The sequence below is a fragment of the Streptacidiphilus neutrinimicus genome (genome assembly GCF_000787815.1).
Taxonomy (GTDB): domain Bacteria; phylum Actinomycetota; class Actinomycetes; order Streptomycetales; family Streptomycetaceae; genus Streptacidiphilus; species Streptacidiphilus neutrinimicus.
Genome location: NZ_BBPO01000003.1, coordinates 25,401 through 31,583 on the forward strand (window position 1 = coordinate 25,401; position 6,183 = coordinate 31,583).

A 6,183-nucleotide genomic window follows, 5' to 3' on the forward strand; every position below is an offset into this window, starting at 1 on the left:
CTACGAGTAAGAGTGATCGGGAGGTGCGAGGCATGGCGCAGCGCCGCATCAAGCAGCGCAAGCTCAGCAACCCGCTGGCGCTGGCGGTGCTCTCGATGTGCGCGGAGACCCCGCGCCACCCCTACGAGATGGCTCAGGTGCTGCGCCAGCGTGGCAAGCAGGCCAGCATCAAGATCAATTTTGGCTCGCTCTACACCGTGGTCCAGAACCTGGAGAAGCACGGCTTCATCGCGGCGGAGGGCACCGAGCGCGACGGCCGCAGGCCCGAGCGCACGGTCTACGGCATCACCGAGACCGGCCGCGCCGAGATGCGCGACTGGCTCTCGGAGCTGCTCAGCGTCCCGGTGAAGGAGTATCCGCAGTTCGAGGCCGGCCTCTCGCTGGCGGGCTCGCTCCCGCCGGACGAGGTCGAGGCGCTGCTGCGCAAGCGGCTCGCCGCGCTGGACGACGGCGTGTCGGTGCAGGCCGAGGTCCTGGAGGAGTGCCGGGCCGTGCTGCCCGAGATCTTCCTGGTCGAGGCCGACTACGCGCTCACCATGCAGCGGGCCGAAGCCGAGTGGCTCCGCGGGCTGCTGCGGCGGATGGAGACGAACACCCTGACCGGCATGGACGGCTGGCGTGAGTTCTATGTCACCGGCGCGCCGCCGCAGGAGTGGGTCGACCTGGACGAGCGGACGAGCGGGCTCCCGCGCCCGGACTGACGCTCACCCACGCACGCGCACCCACGCACGCGCACCCACGCACGCGCACCCACGAACGCTCACCCACGAACGCTCACCCACGAGAAGAACAGAAAAGCCCCCGCCCGGTGCGGCAACACCAGCGGGGGCCGGAACCTCGCGACCGGCCTGCGGCAACAGGATTCGGCGCTTACGAGGAACACGCAGCTCCATCGTAGCTCCGGATCCCCCGTCGTAGATCGGCAGCGATCAATCGCACCGCCGTGACGACCGGAGGGAATCCCCCGTCATGAACACCGAGACCAGGACGACGCCGCGCGGCGTCGTCCCCGACCCAGGCGTCCCGGACGCCACCGACGCCGCCGTGCACGCGGTCGACCTGGTCAAGACCTACCACCCCAAGGGCGGCGGCAGGGCCCAGCCCGAGGGCGTGCGCGCCCTCGACGGGCTCAGTATCAGCGTCGAGCCGGGCAGTGTCTTCGGCCTGCTCGGCCCGAACGGCGCGGGCAAGTCCACCACGGTCAAGATCCTCACCACCCTCGCCGCCGCCGACTCCGGCAGCGCGACGGTGGCCGGGTACGACGTCGCGCGCGAGCCGGACCAGGTGCGCCGCGCCATCGGCGTCGTCGCCCAGCGCTCCGGCGCGGACCCGGTCGCGACCGGCCGGGACAACCTGGTGCTCCAGGGCCGCCTGTACGGCATGCGCGGCGTGCAGCTGACCCGCCGCATCGACGAGCTGCTGGCGCGCTTCGAGCTCGCGGACGCGGCCGGTCGGCAGGTGAAGACGTACTCCGGCGGCATGCTGCGCCGACTGGACGTCGCCATCGGGCTGGTCCACCGCCCGCGGGTGCTGTTCCTGGACGAGCCGACCACCGGCCTGGACCCGGAGGCCCGCACGGCGATGTGGGAGGAGATCGAGCGCCTGGCCGGCGCCGAGGGCCTGACCATCCTGCTGACCACGCACTACCTGGAGGAGGCGGACAAGCTCGCCGCCCGGCTCGCCATCGTCGACCGGGGCCGGGTCGTGGTCCAGGGCACGCCCGACGAGCTCAAGGGCGAGCTGCGCGGGGACGCGCTGGCCGTCGAGCTGTCCGGCCCCGCCGCGGACGAGCTGCGCGTCGTCGGTGCGCTCGGCTCCGTCGACGGCGTCCGCGACATCACTCTCGCCGGCCGCCGCGTCGCGGCCCGCGCCGACGACGGCGCGGCGGCGGTGCCCGCGGTGCTCGCCGCGCTGGACCGGATCGGCCTCGGCGTCGCCGCCGTCACCGTCTCCCGCCCGTCGCTGGACGACGTCTACCTCCGCTACGCGGGCCGCAGCTTCTCCTCGGCCCACTCCTCCGCCCCGGAAGGAGCGAACCGATGAGCACCGCCGTCGTCAGCGACACCTGGTACATGACGCAGCGCCAGTTCATGGCCTTCCTGCGGCAGCCCGCGTATCTCATCATCACCCTGATCCAACCGGTGATCTGGCTGTTCCTCTTCGGGGCGCTGTTCCGCAAGGTCGCTACGATTCCCGGCTTCGGGTCCGGCTCCTACCTGGACTACCTGGTGCCCGGCGTCATCGTGATGAGCGCCGTCTCCTCCAACATGTGGGCCGGCATGGGCACGCTGGAGGAGATCGAGCGCGGGACCCTGAACCGCTTCCTCATCACGCCGGTGCGCCGCAGCGCGCTGATGAACGCCAACGTGGTGATGCAGTCGCTCACCACGGCGTTCCAGTCGGTGGTCATCGTGCTGCTGGGCTGGATCGGCGGCGCGCACTACCCCGGCGGCGCGCCGGGCCTGATCGTGCTGATCGTCGCCTCGTCCGTGCTCGGCACGATCTTCGGCGCCTTCTCCAACGCGCTCGGCATGCTGGTCCGTGAGCGGGAGTCGATCATCGGCATCAACACCTTTCTTCTGCTGCCGCTCACCTTCCTCTCCTCCGCGTTCATGGCCACCACCCTGATGCCGCACTGGATGCAGGTCGTGGCGCGGTTCAACCCGGTCAACTGGGCGCTGGAGGCGGGTCGCTCGGCGATGTCCGCGCACGCCGACTGGTGGTCGGTGCTCAGCCACGGCGGGTGGCTGGTGCTGCTGTCCGCCGCGGCGGTCTGGCTGTCGATGCGGACCTTCCGCAGCTACCAGAAGTCGGTCTGATCCCTCCTTCCGGCGGCGCGGGCGGCAGAATCGGGGTGTGTCCGACACCCGATCCGCCGCCCGCGCCCGCTACCACCACGGCGACCTCGCCAACGCCCTCACCCGCGAGGCCGTCGCCCTCGCCCGCGAGGGCGGCCCCGAGGCTGTCGTCCTGCGCGAGGCGGCCCGCCGCGCGGGCGTCTCCGCGGCGGCGGCCTACCGGCACTTCTCCTCCCACGAGGAGCTGCTGCGGGTGGCGAAGGAGCGCGGCCACGAGCTGCTGGCGGACGCCCTGGAGGCGGCGATGCCGCCCGAGGCCGGCCCGCGCGAGCGCCTGCGCGCCCTGGGCGCGGCGTACGTCGGCTTCGCCGAGGCGGAACCGGGCCTCTTCCGCACCGCCTTCTGCCACGGCGCCCGCGAACTCGCGGTCGGTCCCGAGGCCCTGGGGGAGTACCGCGCCTTCCGGATCGTCGCCGCCGCCCTCGACGCCCTCCTCGCCGCCGGCCTCATGCCCGCCTCGCGCCGCCCGGACGCGGAGTTCCCCGCCTGGGCCGCCCTCCACGGCCTCGCCCTCCTCACCATCGACGGCCCCCTCGCCGTCTGCGACCCCGCGACCCGCACCGCCATGCTGGAGGCGACGCTCGACCTGGTCGAGCGGGGGCTCACGAGCTGAGCTTTCCGGGGATGGTGCGCCCAGGACGAGGCGCGAGGTGCGATGGGCGGCCAGGAAGCCGTCCGGGCGGTCGGAGGTGACATCGACCTGCTGCACGAGGTGGACCGGGTGCGGCGACAGGCCGGCCGCCGCAGCGCCGACGACGGTGACCGCGGCTGCCTCGACAGGCTGAGACTACGGCGAGAACGCTGGCGCGGGGCAACCGATTTCAGGCGCGGGGCCGCCACCCCACCAGCACTGCGTAGGTCAGCACGCCGCCCACGGCGAAGGAACAGGCGACGACGGCCATCGGCATCGCGGTGCCGCTGCCGCCGAGGCCGACGAGGGGGGCGGCCAGGCCGCCGGCGCCGTACTGGAGGAGGCCGACGAGGGCGCTGGCGGCGCCCCGGCGGCCGCTGTGACCCTCCATGGCGCGGGCGGTGCCGTTGGGGCCGATCAGGCCGATGCTGGAGACCAGGACGAAGAGACCGGCCAGCACCCCGGCCAAGCCCCAGCCGAAGTGGACGGAGGCGAGCAGCAGCAGGCCGCCCACCGCGCTGAGGGCCAGGCCCGTCCGCAGCAGGGTCTCCACCGGAAAGCGGCGCAGCAGCACGGTGTTGAGCTGGCCCAGGGCCACGATGCCGAGCGCGTTCGTGCCGAAGACGAGCGAGAAGGTCTGCGCGCTCAGCCCGTAGACGCTCTGGAGCACGAACGAGGACCCGGAGATGTAGGCGAACATCGCCGCCAGCGCGAAGCCGCCGCTCAACGCGTAGCCGACGAAGGCGCGGTCGCGCAGCAGCGCGCCCATGCCGCGCAGGGTGTCGGGGAGGCCGCCCGGGCGGCGTTCGGTCGTCGGCAGCGTCTCGCGCAGCCCGAGGGCCGCGGCGGCCGTCAGCGCGCAGCCGATCAGCGCGAGGGCGACGAAGACGCCGCGCCAGTCGGTGATCCGCAGCAACTGGCCGCCGAAGAGCGGGGCGAGGATCGGGGCGGCGCCGTTGACGAGCATGAGCAGGGAGAAGAACCGCGCTGCCGCGACGCCCTCGAACAGGTCGGAGACGATCGCCCGGGATATGACGATCCCGGCCCCGCCCGCGAGCCCCTGCACCAGACGCAGCGCCGTCAGCGTCGAGGCGGAGGGCGAGAGCGCGCACAACACCGAGGCGACGGCGTAGGCGCCGAGCCCGACGAGCAGCGGGCGGCGGCGTCCCCACTTGTCGGCGAGCGGACCGGCCAGCAACTGGCCCAGCGAGAGGCCGATCAGACAGCTCGTCAGAGTCAGCTGGGCGGCGGAGTCCGAGACGTGGAGGTCCCCGGCCAGCTGCGGCAGGCCGGGGAGGTACATGTCCAGGCAGAGCGGCCCGAAGGCGGAGAGCGCGCCGAGGATCAGGACCAGGCGTAGCCGGCCCCGGCGGCCGGTGCGGTCGGCGGCGTCGGTTCTCTGGTCGAGGGTTGCGGAGTCCACGGCGGTCGGCTCCTCGGGGTCGGGGCGGGGGCAGCAGGGCACACGATACCTTCCCAGGAAGGTAGTGCGCTCAGGTGTCCACCGCTATCCGCCGGGCTGGGCGTGTAGATCACGAAACGATAACGAGTCTGGTCCAAACAGTAGGCTCCGCTTCATGTCCCTGCCACCTTGGACCGGGATCCGCGTCACTTGCGGGCCCGATAGTCCCCAGGTCGAACTCTCGAGCTCCGGAGGACCCAGTGGCGCCTGTCACCCGCCGTACCTTCCTCGGATCCGCCGCCGCTCTCGGCGCGGCTCTGGGTCTGGAAGCCATGCCCGGTTCCACGCCGCGTGCGGCCGCGGCCACCACCGGCACGATCAGGGACGTCCAGCACGTCGTCGTGCTGATGCAGGAGAACCGCAGCTTCGACCACTACTTCGGCACGCTGAAGGGCGTGCGCGGCTTCGGCGACCGCGCCACCGTCCAGCTGTCCGGCGGCTACAGCGTCTTCGACCAGCCGAACGGCAGCGGTCGCCAGTACCCGTGGCAGATGAGCACCACCGCTCCGGCTGCCGGGCAGACCTCGGAGCAGATCGCCCAGTGCGACGGCTCGCTCGACCACTCCTGGTCGACGCAGCACTCCGCATGGAACAACGGCAAGATGGACAACTGGGTCTCCGCCAAGGGCACCGTCCGCACGATGGGCTACCTGAACCGCTCGGACGTCCCGTTCCACTACGCGCTGGCCGACGCCTACACCATCTGCGACGCGTACCACTGCTCGATCCTGTCGGCGACCGGCCCCAACCGCACCTACCTGTGGTCGGGTTGGATCGACCCCTCCGGCACCGCGGGCGGCCCGGCGTACGACGGCGGCTCCGAGTCCGGCCTCAAGTGGCAGACCTACGCCGAGGCGCTGCAGAACGCCGGCGTGAGCTGGAAGGTCTACCAGAACGCGAACGACAACTACGGCGACAACGCGCTGGCCTACTTCAACCAGTTCACCAGCGCGCCGAGTTCGAGCCCGCTGGCGCAGAACGGCATGGGCTCCGTGCCGGCCAGGACCGGCTCCACGCCGGACGACATCGCCGCCGCCATCGCGGCCGACGCCGCCGCGGGCACGCTGCCGCAGGTGAGCTGGGTCGTGGCCAACCAGGCCTTCTCCGAGCACCCCGACTGCCCGCCCAACGACGGCGCGCACTTCGTCAACCTGGTCATCCAGGCGCTCGCCGCCACGCCGGACGTGTTCAACTCCACCGTCCTGTTCCTCAACTACGACGAGAACGACGGG

At 72.1% G+C, this 6,183-nt stretch carries 6 protein-coding genes; 5 read left to right on the forward strand and 1 reads right to left on the reverse strand.

Annotated features, from left to right (window positions below):
• Nucleotides 1–32: 32 nt before the first annotated feature.
• From TR48_RS03105 to TR48_RS03120, 4 genes are all read left to right on the forward strand, one after another.
• Entirely contained in the window at nucleotides 33–701 is a 669-nt protein-coding gene (locus TR48_RS03105; RefSeq protein ID WP_042364283.1) for a PadR family transcriptional regulator, read from the forward strand.
• A gap of 268 nt (nucleotides 702–969) precedes the next feature.
• Nucleotides 970–2,043 carry an ATP-binding cassette domain-containing protein gene (locus TR48_RS03110; protein WP_084728728.1) on the forward strand — a complete coding sequence of 358 codons (1,074 nt, stop codon included), beginning with the start codon at nucleotides 970–972 and terminating at the stop codon, nucleotides 2,041–2,043.
• Nucleotides 2,040–2,819, forward strand: coding sequence for an ABC transporter permease (locus TR48_RS03115; protein WP_042364284.1), 780 nt, complete (start codon nucleotides 2,040–2,042; stop codon nucleotides 2,817–2,819). Before TR48_RS03110 ends, TR48_RS03115 begins: the two co-directional genes overlap by 4 nt.
• A 37-nt stretch (nucleotides 2,820–2,856) precedes the next feature.
• Nucleotides 2,857–3,471, forward strand: a complete 615-nt coding sequence (locus TR48_RS03120) for a TetR/AcrR family transcriptional regulator (RefSeq protein WP_042364285.1) — start codon at nucleotides 2,857–2,859, stop codon at nucleotides 3,469–3,471.
• Nucleotides 3,472–3,679: 208 nt separating this feature from the next.
• Here the strand turns inward: TR48_RS03120 and TR48_RS03125 are convergent, their stop codons facing one another.
• On the reverse strand, nucleotides 3,680–4,912 hold the full coding sequence (locus TR48_RS03125) for a multidrug effflux MFS transporter (RefSeq protein WP_042364286.1): 1,233 nt from the start codon (nucleotides 4,910–4,912) through the stop codon (nucleotides 3,680–3,682).
• Between the two features lie 239 nt (nucleotides 4,913–5,151).
• Between TR48_RS03125 and TR48_RS03130 the strand changes: the two genes are divergently transcribed.
• A partial coding sequence (locus TR48_RS03130) for an alkaline phosphatase family protein (RefSeq protein WP_042364287.1) occupies nucleotides 5,152–6,183 on the forward strand: 1,032 nt, incomplete at its 3' end.